Source organism: Salinarchaeum laminariae (assembly GCF_023204835.1).
In the GTDB taxonomy this organism is placed as follows: domain Archaea; phylum Halobacteriota; class Halobacteria; order Halobacteriales; family Salinarchaeaceae; genus Salinarchaeum; species Salinarchaeum laminariae.
In genome coordinates, this window is the sequence record NZ_CP096270.1 from 537,433 (window position 1) to 552,552 (window position 15,120).

17 protein-coding genes are annotated in these 15,120 nt (G+C 67.3%); 7 read left to right on the forward strand and 10 right to left on the reverse strand.

The features are described 5' to 3' along the window. Positions 1–37: 37 nt before the first annotated feature. Positions 38–934, forward strand: a complete 897-nt coding sequence (locus MXF70_RS02560; protein ID WP_248517119.1) for an endonuclease III domain-containing protein — start codon at positions 38–40, stop codon at positions 932–934. 9 nt (positions 935–943) lie between these two features. Here MXF70_RS02560 and MXF70_RS02565 read toward each other — a convergent pair whose 3' ends face one another. From MXF70_RS02565 to MXF70_RS02590, 6 genes are all read right to left on the reverse strand, one after another. Then, positions 944–1,522: a hypothetical protein gene (locus MXF70_RS02565; protein ID WP_248517121.1), complete on the reverse strand. Its 579-nt coding sequence runs from the start codon at positions 1,520–1,522 to the stop codon at positions 944–946. Between the two features lie 247 nt (positions 1,523–1,769). After that, a complete protein-coding gene (locus tag MXF70_RS02570; protein WP_248517123.1) occupies positions 1,770–2,666 on the reverse strand; it encodes an ABC transporter permease subunit in 897 nt (298 codons plus the stop codon). After that, positions 2,663–3,628: an ABC transporter ATP-binding protein gene (locus MXF70_RS02575; protein ID WP_248517125.1), complete on the reverse strand. Its 966-nt coding sequence runs from the start codon at positions 3,626–3,628 to the stop codon at positions 2,663–2,665. Before MXF70_RS02575 ends, MXF70_RS02570 begins: the two co-directional genes overlap by 4 nt. Before the next feature lie 103 nt (positions 3,629–3,731). Continuing rightward, positions 3,732–4,322, reverse strand: a complete 591-nt coding sequence (locus MXF70_RS02580) for a hypothetical protein (RefSeq protein ID WP_248517127.1) — start codon at positions 4,320–4,322, stop codon at positions 3,732–3,734. Next, positions 4,319–4,990: a DsbA family protein gene (locus tag MXF70_RS02585; RefSeq protein WP_248517129.1), complete on the reverse strand. Its 672-nt coding sequence runs from the start codon at positions 4,988–4,990 to the stop codon at positions 4,319–4,321. Before MXF70_RS02585 ends, MXF70_RS02580 begins: the two co-directional genes overlap by 4 nt. Before the next feature lie 121 nt (positions 4,991–5,111). Further along, positions 5,112–7,040, reverse strand: a complete 1,929-nt coding sequence (locus MXF70_RS02590; RefSeq protein WP_248517131.1) for a beta-CASP ribonuclease aCPSF1 — start codon at positions 7,038–7,040, stop codon at positions 5,112–5,114. Between the two features lie 334 nt (positions 7,041–7,374). Here MXF70_RS02590 and MXF70_RS02595 point away from each other — a divergent pair, with 334 nt between their 5' ends. The 3 genes from MXF70_RS02595 to MXF70_RS02605 are packed head-to-tail and all read left to right on the forward strand — an operon-like array spanning position 7,375 to position 9,077. Continuing rightward, positions 7,375–7,881, forward strand: coding sequence for a DUF7984 family protein (locus MXF70_RS02595; protein ID WP_248517133.1), 507 nt, complete (start codon positions 7,375–7,377; stop codon positions 7,879–7,881). Positions 7,882–7,929: 48 nt separating this feature from the next. Then, a complete protein-coding gene (locus MXF70_RS02600; protein ID WP_248517135.1) occupies positions 7,930–8,415 on the forward strand; it encodes a DUF7857 domain-containing protein in 486 nt (161 codons plus the stop codon). Then, positions 8,412–9,077, forward strand: coding sequence for a MinD/ParA family ATP-binding protein (locus tag MXF70_RS02605; protein ID WP_248517137.1), 666 nt, complete (start codon positions 8,412–8,414; stop codon positions 9,075–9,077). The genes MXF70_RS02600 and MXF70_RS02605 overlap by 4 nt, the downstream gene beginning before the upstream one ends. Positions 9,078–9,135: 58 nt before the next feature. On the opposite strand, the gene lysA is transcribed toward MXF70_RS02605, so the two are convergent. After that, positions 9,136–10,452, reverse strand: a complete 1,317-nt coding sequence (gene lysA / locus MXF70_RS02610; protein WP_248517139.1) for a diaminopimelate decarboxylase — start codon at positions 10,450–10,452, stop codon at positions 9,136–9,138. Positions 10,453–10,813: 361 nt separating this feature from the next. Between lysA and MXF70_RS02615 the strand changes: the two genes are divergently transcribed. Both MXF70_RS02615 and MXF70_RS02620 read left to right on the forward strand, forming a co-directional pair. Beyond that, positions 10,814–11,935 (forward strand): sulfite exporter TauE/SafE family protein, encoded by a 1,122-nt coding sequence (locus MXF70_RS02615; RefSeq protein WP_248517141.1) that lies wholly within the window; start codon positions 10,814–10,816, stop codon positions 11,933–11,935. A 111-nt stretch (positions 11,936–12,046) separates the two neighbouring features. Beyond that, a complete protein-coding gene (locus MXF70_RS02620; protein WP_248517143.1) occupies positions 12,047–12,487 on the forward strand; it encodes a universal stress protein in 441 nt (146 codons plus the stop codon). A gap of 428 nt (positions 12,488–12,915) precedes the next feature. On the opposite strand, the gene MXF70_RS02625 is transcribed toward MXF70_RS02620, so the two are convergent. The 3 genes from MXF70_RS02625 to MXF70_RS02635 all read right to left on the reverse strand — a co-directional run bounded on the left by MXF70_RS02625 (position 12,916) and on the right by MXF70_RS02635 (position 14,824). After that, entirely contained in the window at positions 12,916–13,305 is a 390-nt protein-coding gene (locus MXF70_RS02625; protein ID WP_248517145.1) for a PIN domain-containing protein, read from the reverse strand. Further along, entirely contained in the window at positions 13,302–13,550 is a 249-nt protein-coding gene (locus MXF70_RS02630; RefSeq protein ID WP_248517146.1) for an antitoxin VapB family protein, read from the reverse strand. The genes MXF70_RS02625 and MXF70_RS02630 overlap by 4 nt, the downstream gene beginning before the upstream one ends. A 206-nt stretch (positions 13,551–13,756) precedes the next feature. Beyond that, positions 13,757–14,824: a 2,3,4,5-tetrahydropyridine-2,6-dicarboxylate N-succinyltransferase gene (locus MXF70_RS02635; RefSeq protein WP_375140827.1), complete on the reverse strand. Its 1,068-nt coding sequence runs from the start codon at positions 14,822–14,824 to the stop codon at positions 13,757–13,759. On the opposite strand from MXF70_RS02635, the gene MXF70_RS02640 reads away from it, so the two are divergent. Beyond that, a complete protein-coding gene (locus MXF70_RS02640; RefSeq protein ID WP_248517150.1) occupies positions 14,736–15,116 on the forward strand; it encodes a hypothetical protein in 381 nt (126 codons plus the stop codon). The two genes, MXF70_RS02635 and MXF70_RS02640, sit on opposite strands and share 89 nt — an antisense overlap. Positions 15,117–15,120: the final 4 nt, after the last annotated feature.

Sequence of the window (15,120 nt, forward strand, 5' to 3'; positions counted from 1 at the left end):
CGACAGATCTACCCCGCAGACGTCCCGACACGCGTCCATGCCCGAGGAGCCGGCACGCAACATCAGCGGCGGAGCGTCCGGCGGTGGCCGCGAGGCCCGCTTCGACGCCAGCGAGCCCGCCACTCGCCCGGAAGCGGTCGTCGATCGGCTCGGCGGGCTCTACTGGCAGAAATCCTACGGCGGACGGGCGCCCGTCGACTGCCTCGTCCGGACGATCCTCTCACAGAACACCTCCGACGCGGCGAGCCAGCCGGCCTACGACGCGCTGATCGAACGGTTCGATCCCGAGCGGCCTGGCCGTGACCGAGACGATGCCGACGCCGAGGGCGTCGATCCCGATCTCGCGTTCGCGACGGGCGACGCCGCGCCGACCGACCTCGCCGAGGCCCTCGCCACCGCCGACCGCGCGGCGATCGCCGACACCATCTCCCCGGCCGGACTCCACAACCAGAAGTCGGAGGTCCTCCAGCGGGTCGCCGAACGCATCCTCGCGGAGTACGGCTCCGCGGCAGCCTTCGACGAGTTCGTCGCAGGGGCGGAGTACGAAACGGTCCGGGAGACGCTGCTAGACATGAACGGCGTCGGCCCCAAGACCGCGGACTGCGTCCTGCTGTTCGCCGCTGGCCGCGAGGGCGTCTTCCCCGTCGACACCCACGTTCATCGGATCTATCGTCGCCTCGGAATCGCACCCGCCGACGCAGACCACGAAGGTGTCAGGGCGGTGCTCGAAGCGGAGATTCCCGGCGAGAAATGCGGGTTCGGCCACACCGCAAGCATCCAGTTCGGCCGGGAGTACTGCTCTGCCCGGAAGCCCGCCTGTCTCGACGGTCCGGAGGCCTGCCCGCTGTTCGATCTTTGCGATCGGGTGGGCGTCGACCCTGACGCTGGCGAGGTCGTCGATCCCGCGGAGGCCGAGCCCCTCTCCGACGACTGAACGGTAGCATCAGCCGTCGTCGGAATCGGGGCCCGGGGGAGCGTCCTCGCCCTCGAGTGCGATCCAGAAGATCGCGAGGATCATCCCGGGAACTCCCAGAAGTGAACACTCGAGACCGCCGAGTGGGAGCGTCGACAGGAGCCCCGTCGCACCGGTCAGTCCGGCCAGGCCCGCGAGGAGCGCCGGACCCAACCCGACCACCACGACCGAAAGCACGCCGAGGACGAGCCCCGCGTCGCGCCGGGACGATCCCGCCGAACTGCCGTCTCCTGTGACCGTTTCGTCGACGAGCACCGCTACGGTGACGCCCGCGAGCACGGCGAGGAGCAGGCCAGCGACGTCGGGGAGACCCTCCGGAAGGCCACCGATCACCGGGAGGTAGAGCAGCAGGAACTCGACTTGTAGCGCGATCGGCAGATCGCCGCCGAGCACACTCGCGACGAAGGAGAGGCGCCGAGCGATCGTGGAAATGGTGGCGATCACGATCGCGGCGACGATCGCCAGCGGGAGCATCCCGGGCGTCGCGAGCGTCCGGTGGATCGCCCGCCAGATCGACGACCACTCGGCTCGCGAGGCGGGAGCGTTCATTCCGATCGAGGGACCGCTCCCGCGACCGGTTCCTGGCTCGACACGGTAGCGAGTAGGGACGCCGACGCTGATAAAGGAGGTCCCTTTTCGCGGGCGTGAGGACCAGTCGTTGTGCGAACCGACGCGGTCGGGTAGGACTGGGTGTGGGAGCCGACGCGGTCGGGCAGGGACCGAATCGCAAACGGATGGAGGGCCGAAACGGGACGGCGCGGAGCAGCTGGCAGCAGGCAGGGCGGTCAGCGGTCCGTCACTCCAGGTCGGCGTTCTCGAACCGTCGGTAGCCGATCGCGAGCGGGATCACCGTCCACGCGAGGAAGGTGACGGCCGAGAACCAGGGGCGGAGGTAGAACGGAACCTCGCCCTCGACGCGTGCGCTCGTCTGGAGATCGCCTGGACCGGTCTCTGCGAAGGAGACGTCCTCGAGACCGAGCTGGACGAACGGCCAGACGAAGGAGTCCGTGACCGCACCGATCGCGATCCGGTAGCTCTCCAGGGGGTTCGCCTGGTAGAGCGCGAAGTACCACGCCTCCGCTTCGAGGCCGGGGCGGGTGCCCTCGATCAGATAGTAGATGCCGACGGCGAGCGCCTCCCACAGGACCAGCATGAGGAAGAAGAGGCCGACGGCCCAGGCGAGCGCGATGCCCCGGGACGACGTGGCCGCGGAGATCCCGACGGCGAGCGCGGTGAACGTAACGCCGAGCATGACCGTGAACCCGGCGACGAGAACGAGATCGACGATCGCAAGGTCGCCGGTCATCGGAACGCCCAGCAGCGTCACCACGAGGAATCCAAAGCAGATCGCCGCCGCGACGACGACGCTCCGGCCGATGGCCTTTCCGAACACGACGTCAGATCGGGAGAACGGGTAGCTCAGGAGGACCCGGAGACTCCCCGATCTACGCTCGCCGACGATCGCCATGTATCCAGCGACCAGCGCGATCAGCGGGACGAAGTAGACGACGAACTGGGCCATTCCCGAGAGCAGATCCGTCATCGTCGAGTCGTTGGTGCCACCCGAGACCCACCCCACCACGAGGAAGAGGGTCAGCAGGCCGACGAACCCGATCGTGATCCCCCAGAGGAGCTTCGAGCGGACGACGTCCTCGAAGTCTTTGCGAGCGACGTCCCGCCAGGTGACGCTCATTGGAGCACCCCCGCGAGGCGGCCCGATTCCTCGGCGTCCCCGCTCTCCTCGACGAGATCGACGTCGCCGTTCGTGTACGCGGCGAACACGTCCTCGAGGGACACCGACGACGCGTCGACGTCGAGTACCTCGATGCCGGCGTCTCGCAACGCACCGATCGCCCGCGCCTTCGCGCGGGGGTCGTCACAGGTGACGGTCAGCCGGCCGTCCTGGTAGGTGGCCTCGGTGACGCCGTCGATCCACTGCAGGTCGACGTCCGGCTCGTCGGCGATCCGGAGGTAGAGTTCGGCGTGGGCACCGACCGCCTCCCGGAGGCCGTCGACGGTGTCGACCGCAACGAGCTGGCCGTCGTTGAGGATGCCGACCCGGTCACAGACCGACTCGACCTGCCCGAGATCGTGACTGGAGAAGAAGACGGCCGCTCCGTCGTCGGCCGCGTCCCGCACCAGCTCCCGCATCGTTCGAATCCCGTTCGGGTCCAGACCGGTCGAGGGCTCGTCGAGGATCAACAGGTCAGGGTCACCGGCGAGCGCCATCGCGAGCGCGAGGCGCTGTTTCATCCCCTTGGAGTAGCCACCGACCGTTCGCTCGGCGGCGTCGGTCGAGAGTCCGACTCGCTCCAGCAGCGACGTGGGCGGCTCCGTGCCGTCGGCCCACTCGAGTGCGAGCTCGAGGTGTCGGCGACCGGTGAGCCGCCCGTAGAGGTCGAGTCCTTCGGCGAGGACGCCGATGCGCTCACGGATCGCCTGGCTCTCCGCTCGCGCGTCCATTCCAAGCACCACCGCGCTGCCCGAGGTCGGCCGAATGAAATCCAGCAGCATGTTGATCGTCGTCGATTTGCCGGCGCCGTTCGGGCCGAGGAAGCCGAACACCTCGCCCTCCTCGACGACGAGGTCCAGCCCGTCGACGGCGGCCGCCTCGCCGTAGCGTTTCGTCAGCGACTGCGTTTCGATAGCCGTCATCACCTGGACCGAGGGCGGTGCACTCGGTATAAATGGGGGGCCACCTTCCGACCCAGTATCCGACGGTGGGGTTTATATAAGAGGAGCCAGGCGGCAGAGCGAACTACCGATCCAGATCCACCGGACAGCCCCGGATCTCGCCGCCGCGCATACCGTCCGCGAGCCAGTAGATCGAGAGCAGGAGGACCACCACCGCGACCATCGAGAACTCGAGTCCATGGAAGGGGAGCGCCGTGAGAAGGCCGGCACCGCCGACGACCCCGACGACCCCCGCGAGGATCCCAGGGCCACACGCCGCACAGCCGGCACCGAGAGTGCCGAACACGACGCCGGCAGCGCTTCCGCCACTGCCCTCGACGGATAGGTCGTGCTCGAGCAGGTGGTAGGCGAGGACGGCGACGTTGACGCCTGTCAGTGCCGCAATCGCGTAGATCGCAGTGCCGTGGAACGCGTCGAACTGCGGGCCCAGAAACGGCAACAGCGAGGACAGAAACTCGACCTTGAACCCGATCGAGACCTCCGCGGAGACGAGCACGCGCACGACGAACCGGAGGTTCTGCGAGGCTGACAGCCCGATCGCCACGAGGCTCCCGACGAGGAGTGCGAACGAGGCGTATGGCGGCCGGCCGAGGACGAGCCTGACCGTCCGCCCGACGAGACGCCAGTCCGATCGGCTCGTCGGAAGCGAGATCACACCCGGAACCCCGCCTCGAAGGCGGTGACGTCGACCGACCCCGTCAGCTCGGTTTCGAACGTGCCATTCTGGAACAGGTAGAACGTCGGCGTGCTGACGACGCCGGCCTCGTCTCCGTCGGCCTCGGCCGTCTCGAGAACCGACTGATGCGTGCGCGCCTCGCTGGCCGCGATGACGGCTTCGGCGTCGACTGAGGTCGACGTTTCCAGGAACGAGCGCGTCTCCGTCGCGAACGAACTCCCCGACAGCGAGGTGACGGTGTCGTAGTAGAACCCCAGCAACTCCCACGCCGCGTCGCGATCGCGCGCCGTGGTTTCGAGCACGGCGTGGATCGCAGGCGTCGCCCACGATCGCCCGGTGTAGCGGTAGGGGCGGTAGACGAACGACGCCGAGTCCGGCTCGACGATCTCGCTACGGACGTCGTCGAAGGTGGACGTGTGGAACCGCGAACAGCTCGTACAGGTAGGATCCTCGAAGGCGACGATCAGCTTCTCGGCCTCGAGTGGCGCCTCACCGATGAACGGCTGGCCGTCGAGGGCGTTCGCCGCGGGATGGTCCTCGACGGACTCGCCGCTGGAGCCGCCTTGCTGCAGGCAGCCGGCGAGACCCGCTGTGGCACCCACGCCCACCGCGCTCGCGATGCCGGAAAGGACCGATCGTCGTCGCATACCCAACTGATCGGTGGGGTCGACACTGTCAGTTCCCCGGTCGTGTACGCCGACCGCACGAACGGGGGATTTGGAATCCGGAGAGAACCGAGAATAACGAGACCAACGGACCGTCGGCGGGCTACTTGAAGCGGAACGTCTCGAGGTTCTTCGGCGCGAACGTTCGCATGTCGAACTTGTGGTAGAGCGCCGAAGAGAGGTCCTGTACGGAACCTTCGTCGCCGTGCACGCAGAGCACCTTCTCCGGGCGCGGGTTCATCGTCTTCACGAAGTCGACGAGCCCCTGGCGGTCCGCGTGGCCGGAGAACCCGTCGACCGTCTCGACGTTGAGTTCGAGCTGGAGAGTCCCCGAGCGGCCGCCGTTGCGGCCACGGTCGTCCATCGGAATCTCGTCCCAGCCGTTCTGGATGCGGCTGCCGAGGGTTCCCTGAGCCTGGTAACCGACGAAGGCCATCGTCGCATCCGGATCGGGACCGATGTGGCGCAGCCAGGACATGATCGGGCCGCCCTCGACCATCCCCGACGTCGAGAGAATGATGCAGGGCTCGCCGTCGGCGACTTCCTGGCGCTCCTCCTCGCCGCCGTCGATGTGGTTGAACTGGTCGGCGAGGAACGGGTTCTCGTCCTCGTGGAAGATGCGATCGCGGAGGTCGTCCCGGAGATACTCCGGATACGTGGAGTGGATCGCCGTGGCCTCCCAGATCATGCCGTCGAGGTGGACGGGCATCGTCGGAATCTCGCCCTCGCGCATCGCCTCCTCGAGGACGAGCATCATCTCCTGGGAGCGACCCACCGCGAACGCGGGGATCAGGACCTTCCCGTCGCGCTCGTAGGTCTCGTTGATGACTCGCTTGAGCTTGCGCTCGGAGTCGGCCTGGTCGGTCTGGTAGTCGTTGCGGCCGCCGTAGGTGGATTCGAGGACGAGCGTCTCGACGCGGGGGAAGTCGTTGTGCGCGCCGTTGAACAGCCGGGTGTCGTCGTAATGGATGTCCCCGGAGAAGCAGACGTTGTAGAGTCCATCGCCGATGTGGAAGTGAGAGACCGCCGAGCCGAGGATGTGGCCAGCGTTGTGCAGCGTGAGTTTGACGTCCGGCGCGATGTCGGTGACGTCGCCGTACTCCAGCGGGATTGTGTGTTTGATCGTCTCGCGGACCATCTCTGATTCATACGGCGGCGCGCGGCCCTCCTTCGCGGCCACGTCGAGGTAGTCCAGTTGGAGGAGGCCCATCAGGTCGCGGGTCGGCTCGGTCGTGTAGATCGGGCCGTCGTAGCCGTACTTGAAGATCAGCGGCAAAAGCGCGGAGTGGTCGAGGTGGGCGTGCGTGAGAACGACGGCGTCGAGGTTCTGTGCGCCTGCACCGAGTGCTTCTGGCACCTGGAGGTAGGGCACCTCGCCCTCGGCGCCGGGCTTGTCGCCACAGTCGATGAGAATGCGCGTCTCGGGCGTCGAGAGAATGAACGCGGCGCGGCCGACCTCCCGACAGCAGCCAAGCGTCGTGATCCGGACGTATTCGTCGTCGGAGAGCTCCTCACGGTGGATCTGTCGGCCGATCCGCTCGAGGATGTCGCGGCGGTCGTCCCGCTCCTGCTTGAGGAAGTTCCGGACGTTCGAGACCGTCGAGGATTCGATCGGGGGCGTGCGGACGACCTCGGGGGTCCAGCCGACCTCCTTCGTGATGTCGCGGAGCGTCGAGCCGTGTCGGCCGATGACCATCCCTGGCTTCTCGGCCTCGATGACGACCTCGCCGGTGTCGGCGTGGAAGTCGAGGTCGGTGACGCCGGCGTCCTCGGGGATCACCGAGAGAACCTTCTCCTCGGCTTCCTCGGGTCGCAGGAGGACGTCGGGATCGGGCCGGACGGTGATGCGTTTTCGGAGCTTCGAGGCGAGCTGTCGGACGAGGTCGCCCTGCTGGGCGAACTCCTTGGGGTCGCGGGTATAGACGACGAGTTCGGGCCCTTCGTAGGTAACCTCCGAGACAGTGACGCTGCTTGGAAGCTCGCTGACGATCTCTGCTTTCAGTTCGTCGAGTTGTTGCTCTACAGCACTCATATGTAGCTACGGGAGTACCGACGGGGCACCGGACTGCGTCGAACCGCCTGCCGATCGTCGACCGCAGCGGACGACCGCACCGTCCGTTGAGACGCCGACAGTGATACCGTTACAGGACATCGTACTCTTCGAATCGAAGTCGGTGACCGCGGCGGTAGAAACCGCTTGCTTCGTTCTATCCGCTCAGGAATATAAAAGCCTTGGCAATACCCGAAATGGGCGATAGACGCGGTATTGCACCGATTTAGGCGGCCGTCCGGACGCACCCGTCGTTTCTCGCAAACGGCTCGTCGGTTCCCGCAAACGGCATTGGGCTCCCCGCGCGACGTTCGGTATGACGCCCCCACCGACGCCAGAGCTCGAACTGACCCCCGACCGCGTCGCCGCCGAGCGGTCCTGGGTGCTCGATCGCTCGCCCGTCGTCGTCGCGCTCGTCAACGACGTCCGGGACGAACTCGGGACGGCCTTCGACACCTCAGTCGACCACATCGACGCCACGGACTACGAATCCGTCGTCGCGGAGGTCTTCGCCGACGGCGACCGCGCGGTCAACGTCGCCGCGCTCGTCGCAACCTTGCGCGGGATCGACGTCGAGAAGGACTACCCAGGCTTCGTCGTCGACGAGTGGCTCGGCAGGGAACTCGCCGCGACGATCGCCGGTGAGCAGCCCCGCCGGCTCCTCGCCGAGGCGACGTTCCACTACGCCGATATCGCCCACGACACCGACGAAACTGCGGGCATGGACGACCTCGACGCCGGGCTGGCCGCCGGCGTCCAGACCCGACTGCCGGGCTGGGACTGGACGGAGGGCGAGAGTCCTTTCGACGTGGCTCCGGAGTGAGGCCCCTGCAGACACACCTTCAAGTGCGATTCCGCGGCGACCTCTCCCATGGTCGAACTCGACTGCACCACGGCGCGTCCGGGCGGCGTCACGCTCGTCGCCGTGCGACTGGACAATCGCGTCGATGCACCCGGCGTCGACGCGCACCGCATCCGCCTCGTGTCGGCAATCGACGGCGCGACCTGGCCTCCGAGGGTCCAGGGCGTTCCGGCCGCGCCCTGGGACGGCGACGCCGCAGAGGTGGTCGTCCCGACCGGGCGCGTGGGAAGTCTCGGTTTCGCGAGCCCGGAACCGCCCGCCGATCCGCCGGTGACGATCGAGTCGGTGGAACCAGCGGCGGCCAGTTCTCGAGGGGACGCCGTGGCGGACGACGTCGGCGACGATCCGACCGCGGACGACGTCCTGCGCGTGCTCGGTGATCCGTCGCCGCCTCGAGACGCCGTTGCGCCGCCGTCGGTGAGCGTCGAGTCGTCGGGCAGCGCCGTCGAGGCTGGCGCCGAGCCAGACGTCATCAGTGGGGATTCCAGCCCGTGATCCTCGCCGTCGTCGGTGGGAAAGGTGGCGTCGGCAAGTCGACGGTCTCCCTCAACGTCGCCGACGCTCTCGATGGGGTGGTCGTCGACGCGGATCTCGGGATGGCCGACCTGCCCTACGGCCCGGGGCCGGACCTCCACGACGTGCTCGCCGACCGGGCCGACGTGATCGAAGCCGTTCGAGAGTGCAGCGGCGCCGACACTGGGCCAGAGGTCGACGTGCTGCCGTGTGGCCGGACGCTCGCCGGTGCCCGCGCCGCAGATCCGACGGCGCTGGTGCGTGCGCTCGAACGCGTCGACGAGCACTACGGCCCGGTCGTCGTCGACTGCCCCGCTGGCATGGCGGCTGACGCCGGTTTACCGCTGTACGCCGCGGAGAGCTGTCTGCTCGTCACCACGCCCGACGGCGTCGCAGTACCGGACGCGCTTCGGACCCGTGCGCTCGCTCGCGTGCTCGACGCAGGCGTCGAGCGCGTCGTGTTGAACCGGGCTCGGGATCCGCCGGTCGAACGCGTCGAGCGGACGCTCGGCGCGCCGGTGACGGTCGTCCCCGAGCACGAGGCGGTCGATCGGGCCCGGACGGACGGCCTGTCGGTGATCGCCGCCGCACCGGAGAGCGTCCCCGCCGAACGGTTCCGCGAGATCGGCGCGGCGTTGCAGTGACTGAAGAGGGCCGAGACAATGGGAAACGAAACAGCAGTCAGACGCGAACTCCGTCGGATTACCGCAGCCGCTCGTGGTCCAGCAGGTCCTCGTACCCCTCTCGCCCGCGGAGCACGGAGACCTCGCCGCCGGAGAGACCGACCTCCGCCGGCTTCGGCTGGGAGTGGAACTGGTTCGCGAGCTCGATGCCGTAGGCGCCCGTGTTGCCGATTGCGAGGAGGTCGCCCCGCCGCGGCTCCGCGATCAGCCGTCCGGTGCAGAACACGTCGGCGCTGGTACACAGCGGGCCGCCGACGGATGCCGGGATCGTCTCGCGGTCGGTCCCCCCAGCTCCATCTTCTGTCCCTCCGTCGCCGCCGTGGGCAGAGATATTCCGGATCGGATGATAGGAGTCGAACATCGCCGGCCGGATCATCGTCGCGAGGCTGGCGTCGACGCCGACGACGGTGGACTCCGCGGCGGGCTTGATCGTGTTCACCTCGGTCAGTACGAGGCTCGCGTCGGCGACGACGTAGCGGCCGGGCTCGACCTTCAGCCGTGCGTCGACGGCGTCGAAGGTCTCGTGGAGGTAGTCCGCGACGGCGTCGAGGTCGAGCGGCGCTTCGTCTTCGCGGTAGGGCACCCCGAACCCGCCGCCGACGTCGACGAACTCCAGCGCGGCGTCTTCCGCCCCCGAATCCTGGCCCGCACCGAGATCGGCCTCGATGGATTCCGCGGCCTCGGCCACCCGCTCCAGCGCGCGGCGATGTGCGTCGAGGTCCTCCGCAGTCAACATCCCGCTGCCGACGTGGGCGTGGAGTCCGACGAGGTCGAAGCGCTCGGCGGCGTCGGCCGCGACCACTGGCACGTCCTCGTGGGGGATTCCGAACTTCGCGTCCTTGCCGGTCGCCACCTTCTCGTGGTGGCCGGCGCCGATGCCAGGGTTGACGCGAATCGCGAGACGACCGTCGAACCCGCGGGCCTCGAGCCGGTCCAGGGTGTCAGTCGCGCCGATCGTGACGGTGAGCTCCGGGGCCTCGGTCTCCCAGAAGTCGACGACCCAGTCGAGATCGTTCGCTGGGGGGTTGGTGGCCGTGTACTGCAGGGTGTTTGGCTCCGCACCGGCCTCGACCGCGCGGTGGAGTTCGCCCGCGGCGGCGCACTCGATGTGTGCGCCCTCCTCCAGGAGGCGTGCCACCACGGCCTGGCCGGTGTTGGCCTTCGCGGCGTACATGCATTCGATGCCCGCGAAGGCGTCGTCGATCCGATTGTAGTTGGCAGCGACCCGGTCGAGATCCGTGACGTAGAGAGGCGTTCCGTACTCCGCGGCGAGTCCGGAGAGGGCGTCGTGATCCCAGTCCGCGAGGCGGCGGATCCGGGGCGAGTCGGCGCTCATTGGCCTACAGACCGCGACTCGGCGGCACAAAGGTTGCGTTTCGATCGGGCAGTGAACTTCGAGGGTCGTGGAGCAATCGAGAAACGGGCCGCCGGGTGACGATCGGACTGGGGAGTAGTCCTGAGGGGCGTGGATTCGTTGGGATGGCATCCACAGACACGTGGTGGGACCTCCCACAGGTAGTTCACCTCACAGGATTTTTCAGCGTCGTATCGTAAGACGCCGGCCACGATGACGTCTCACCACGATACGGGCGTTTCCGATCGATCGACGTTCGCCCCCTCGCTCGGAGGGATCACCTGAATGGCCGCGCTGCGTTCGTTCGGCCGGGATCGGCGAGTATCGTCCGCTCACTAACACGATGGCACCCACGAACCCCTCTCAGGTCCAGAAGTCGTTCCTGAAGTACCAGCACTTCTTCGTCTTCGCAGCGCCGGTGTTGTTCGTCCTGCTCGTCGTCACGGCGGCGCCGACGCCCGCGAACGCTGGACTGGACTACTGGCTCGAGTACTGGTGGCTGTTCTTCTTTTTCCTGCTGGGAGCGACGATCGTCAACACGGTCGGGATCAGCGGCTCGGCGATGTTCGTCCCGTTCCTGATCTTCATCTTTCCCTTGCTCGCCCACGAGTTAGAGCCCGAGACGCTCGTCAAGATCGGGCTGATCAGCGAGTCCTTCGGCCTGTCGAGCTCCGCGGTCGCGTTCATTCAGTACGGGCTCGTCGATCGCCGGCTGGGACTGAGCCTCGTCGCCGGGAGCATTCCCTTCGTCGTCGGCGGGGCGATACTCTCCTTCTACATCCCCGAACCGCTGTTCCACGGCGCGCTGGGGATCGCGCTGCTGGGCGCTGCATACCTCCTGTTCACGGCCGACCTCGCGCACGACGATCCCGACGGCGGCGATGGTGCGAGCGAAGGAGGTGCCAGTGGACAAGCGCCCGAAAGCGCACCCGACGGCGGCGAACCCGTCGCGGCCGGCGGCCTCCCCGACGACGACGGCAAGCTGGGGCCCGCTGGCGTCGGCATCGACGAGGAAGGCACCGTCACCCGTGTCGATCGCGAAGGTGACACGTACAGCTACACCTGGTCGGGGTACCTCGAGCGGTTCGCCAACTACAGCGTCGGCGGTGCGTTCCAGGGGCTGGCCGGCTTCGGCATCGGCGAACTCGGCATCATCTCGATGCTCCGCACGAACGTGCCCGTCCGCGTCGCGATCGGCACGAACCACGTCGTCGTCGCGTCGACGGCGATTCTGGCGTCGCTCGTCCACGTGTTCGCCGGCGGCTTCCTCCCCGGCGCACACTCGCTGAGCCTCGCCTCGACGCCCTGGAACATGGTGGTGTTCACCGTGCCGGCGACGACGCTCGGCGGCCAGATCGCCCCGTACGTGTCGAACGCGCTGGACACCGACACGATCACGAGGGGCGTCGCCAGCCTGTTCAGCGTGATCTCCGTCGCGCTGTTCGGGATGGCCGTCGGGTTCTGAGCCGGCGCGCTCTGCTCGGTTCGGCTCCCCGATTTCCACCGTCGATTGTCACGGCCCGCATCGACTGCTCGATGGCGTTTTCAGCCAGGAGCCACAACGCTCCGGAGACCGATGTACGACGACGTGTTGCTCCCGACGGACGGTAGCGACGGAACGACCACGGTCGCCGCCCACGCCGCGTCGCTGGCACAGGCCAACGACGCCCGGATCCACGTGCTCTCCGTCGCGGACGCGCGGAACCGATTCGAGAGCCCGAGCAGCGGTCTCGCCGGGGAGGCCTGGGAGGAAGCGGAACGCGAGCGCGCAACTGCCGCGGTCGACACGGTGGTCGCGGCGCTGCCCGAGGACGCCCCCGTCGAGCGTGAGGTGGTCGCCGACGTTCCACACGAGGCGATCCTCGAGCGGGCACGCGATGGCACCGTCGACGCGATCGTAATGGGAACGCACGGCAGGACAGGACTCGATCATTACCTCATCGGAAGCGTCGCCGAGCGCGTCGTCCGACAGTCACCCGTCCCGGTGATGACCGTCCGGGTCGGCGACGGCGAGTGAGGCGGGACGACGAATGAAGCGGGACGACGACGCACCACCCGATTTTCTCGCACGCCTGCTGCAAACTGCATGCGGAGTCACGACCGCGGCGTTGCTCTCCGTGCGAGCCGAACGGTGGGCCGTGCCAATTCATCCCGAACTATTATCATGCACCCGTGCCAATATTTAGCAAGATGAGTTATCCCGAGGATCCACGGCCGGGAGATGGGGCGAGCGCGTCCGATCCACGGGGCGTCGAAGCGCAGCCACAGGGCGTTCTGGCAACGCTAGTCCGAGGATTCAGACGACATGTCCGGACCTGGCCGGGACGCTACGTCGAGATGCGAATCGACGCGCGGACCGGCGAAAAACCGTCCCGCTCCGACTGAATGAAGCAATCCGTCCGCCGCGCTCCAAGTGGCTAAGAGTGTGTCATACCGGCGTCCGTCTCAGTACGAGACGACCTCCAACTCTTCGATACGCTCGAAGTGATCGACGTTCCGCGTGACTACCGGCAGCTCGTAGTCGAGCGCCGTCGCAGCGATCATGACGTCCGTCCCGTCGACGGGCTGGCCGGAGGCGATCAGTTCTGCGTTGATCTTGCCAGCACGTTTCGCGCAGGTTCGATCGAACGGAATCTCGTTGATGCCGTCCAGCATCTCTTCGACGACTGCACGCTCCCGCTCCGTCGACTCCGCGAGATAGATTCCTTCGTATAGTTCCATGACCGTCACGCTCGTCAAGAACGGTGGTCCCGACGCGTCCACCTCCCCGAGTAGCTCCTCGACTGTCCCTTCGCCACGCAGTACGTCGATCAGAAACGTCGAATCGAGGATCACTTTTCGAGCTCTTCGACGATACGATCGACGCGTTCGCGGTGCGTGTCGGATCTGGCCTCGCGCCTCGCCGCGACGATTCGATCAAGCTCCTCCCCTGTGTCGTCGAGTGCGCCGTAGTAGTCCCGGAGGAAGAAGTCGTCCCCCGTGAGCCGACGGACGACGTCGCTGAAGCTCTCACCCTCGCGTTTGTGGCGCTTCAGGCGCTCGTACGCGTCGTCGGCGAGCGAGATCGTCTTCGTCCCCATGTCTGTGTATGTGTACACATACAAATAAAAAGCTGTGGCAGGCACGTCCGTCCTCCGTAGCGCGGCCCCGTGCTCCCACCATTTTCTCGTCCTGCCCGCTCGCTACGCTCGCGGCCACTCCTCGAAAAACGTGGTCTCGCCGAGCTTGCTAAGCGAGGCTCGTCAGCGCCTCGCGCTGACGGTGGCGAAAACCGCCGCTCCCGCCCTCACTCTCGCAGTGCGCCCTCCCGCTCCGTCGCTCCCAGCGTCTCCTCCTCGACGTGCGTCGCGACGACGGCGGGCTTGTACGCGTTCCCCGGAATGACGTCCTCGTCACTGACCGACGACTCCACGAAGCGCTGGAAAGCGCGGCGCTCCGGCGGCAGCTTGCCGTAGTGGACCTCGTCCTCGACGAGGTCGTACACCGGGATTCGGGGAGTCAGCAGGGTGTTCTCGCCGACGATCGAGTCGTGGCCGACGACGAAGCCGGAGGTCACGCGACAGCCCGCGCCGAGTGAGACGCCGTCCTCGATGACGACCGGCGCGTCTTCGACGGGTTCGAGCACGCCGCCGATCAGCGTGTTCGCGCCGAGTTTGACGTTGCGGCCGATCTGGGCTGCCGAGCCTACTGTGTCACAGGAGTCGATGAGAGTGCCGTCGCCGACGTAGGCGCCGATGTTGACGAAGCTGGGGCTCATCATGATGCAGTCGCTGCCGAGATAGCAACCCCTGCGCATGACGGTGCCGTCGGGCGTGTTTCTGGTCCCGCGCTCGGCGAGGTCGTCGGTTCGGCGGAGCGGCAGAACGTCGGTGTAGGTGACGCCGCCGTACTCGTGGCCGACGTTTTCGCGGAGGCCGAAGTTCAGCAGAACGCCCTGCTTGACCCACTCGACGGCGTTCCACTCCGCGGTCGCGGAGGCGACTTCGGGCTCGGCGTCGCCCTCACCGACGGCGTCGGGGTCGGCGGGTTCGACCGGTTCGGCGGCGCGGAGCTCGCCGGCTTCCAGCGATTCGAGGAAGGCTTCGAGCACCGCCAGATCGTCCTCACTCGCGCTCGCAGCGTCGACTGCGCCGTCCTGGTAGCGGGCCCAGAGGGCCTCGACGTCGGATTGCAGGCTCATGGGCGAGCGGACTCGGGCACGGGACAAAACCTCCCCGGATCGTCCACCCGCTACTTGTATGTGATGAGCGCGTGACGATCGACCAATGACCCCCTCCATACCGCAAGCGGCGGCGACCGACGATGGGTTCTCCACGCACGGAAAGCTCCTCTTCGGTCTGGCCTTCACAGCCATCTTTCTCGTGCTCGCAGTTCAGTACCACGTGGAACCACTCGGGGGAGCTGTGGCCGGTCTGATCGGGGCGATCGTCGGCGTCGGCTTCTCCGCAGTGCTCGATCGGTATCGGGAGCCACTCCGTCGGGCGAACGATCTACTCGTGATTGCGGCGTTTCTCGTTCCGATGCTGGCCGTGCTGTTCGGGATGAGCTACGTCGCTTCGTTCGAGATCGTCGGCTACCAGGCGATCGGCGCCATCTGTGCCGTCTGGGCGGTCACGGTCTACGGGCTCGCTACTGACTCTGCGTAGCGGC